This window comes from Achromobacter sp. GbtcB20 (assembly GCF_019091095.1).
In the GTDB taxonomy this organism is placed as follows: domain Bacteria; phylum Pseudomonadota; class Gammaproteobacteria; order Burkholderiales; family Burkholderiaceae_B; genus Achromobacter; species Achromobacter mucicolens.
Genome location: NZ_JAGXJZ010000742.1, coordinates 1 through 249, shown reverse-complemented (window position 1 = coordinate 249; position 249 = coordinate 1). Strand labels below are relative to the sequence as shown.

Sequence of the window (249 nt, the reverse complement as noted above, 5' to 3'; positions counted from 1 at the left end):
CGATTCGCGCCGCGGGCTCTGCACCACGCCGGCGAACTGGGTGAGCGACGAGAGCATCTGCGCCGCGTTGGCGATGATCTTTTGCGGCTGCTGGGCCGCCAGGCGCATGCGCTCGGCGTCGACGCCCTGCTCGTTCAGGTGCTGCACGGTCAGCAGGGTATCGACGAACAGGCGGTAGCCGCGCGGCGTGGGCACGCGGCCGGCCGAGGTATGGGGACTGGCGACGTAGCCCATCTCCTCGAGGTCGGC

1 pseudogene is annotated in these 249 nt (G+C 70.7%); it reads right to left on the bottom strand.

Annotation, left to right across the window (positions count from 1 at the left end):
* Positions 1–249, bottom strand: a pseudogene (locus KVT32_RS30930) (heat-inducible transcriptional repressor HrcA); the annotation flags it as partial.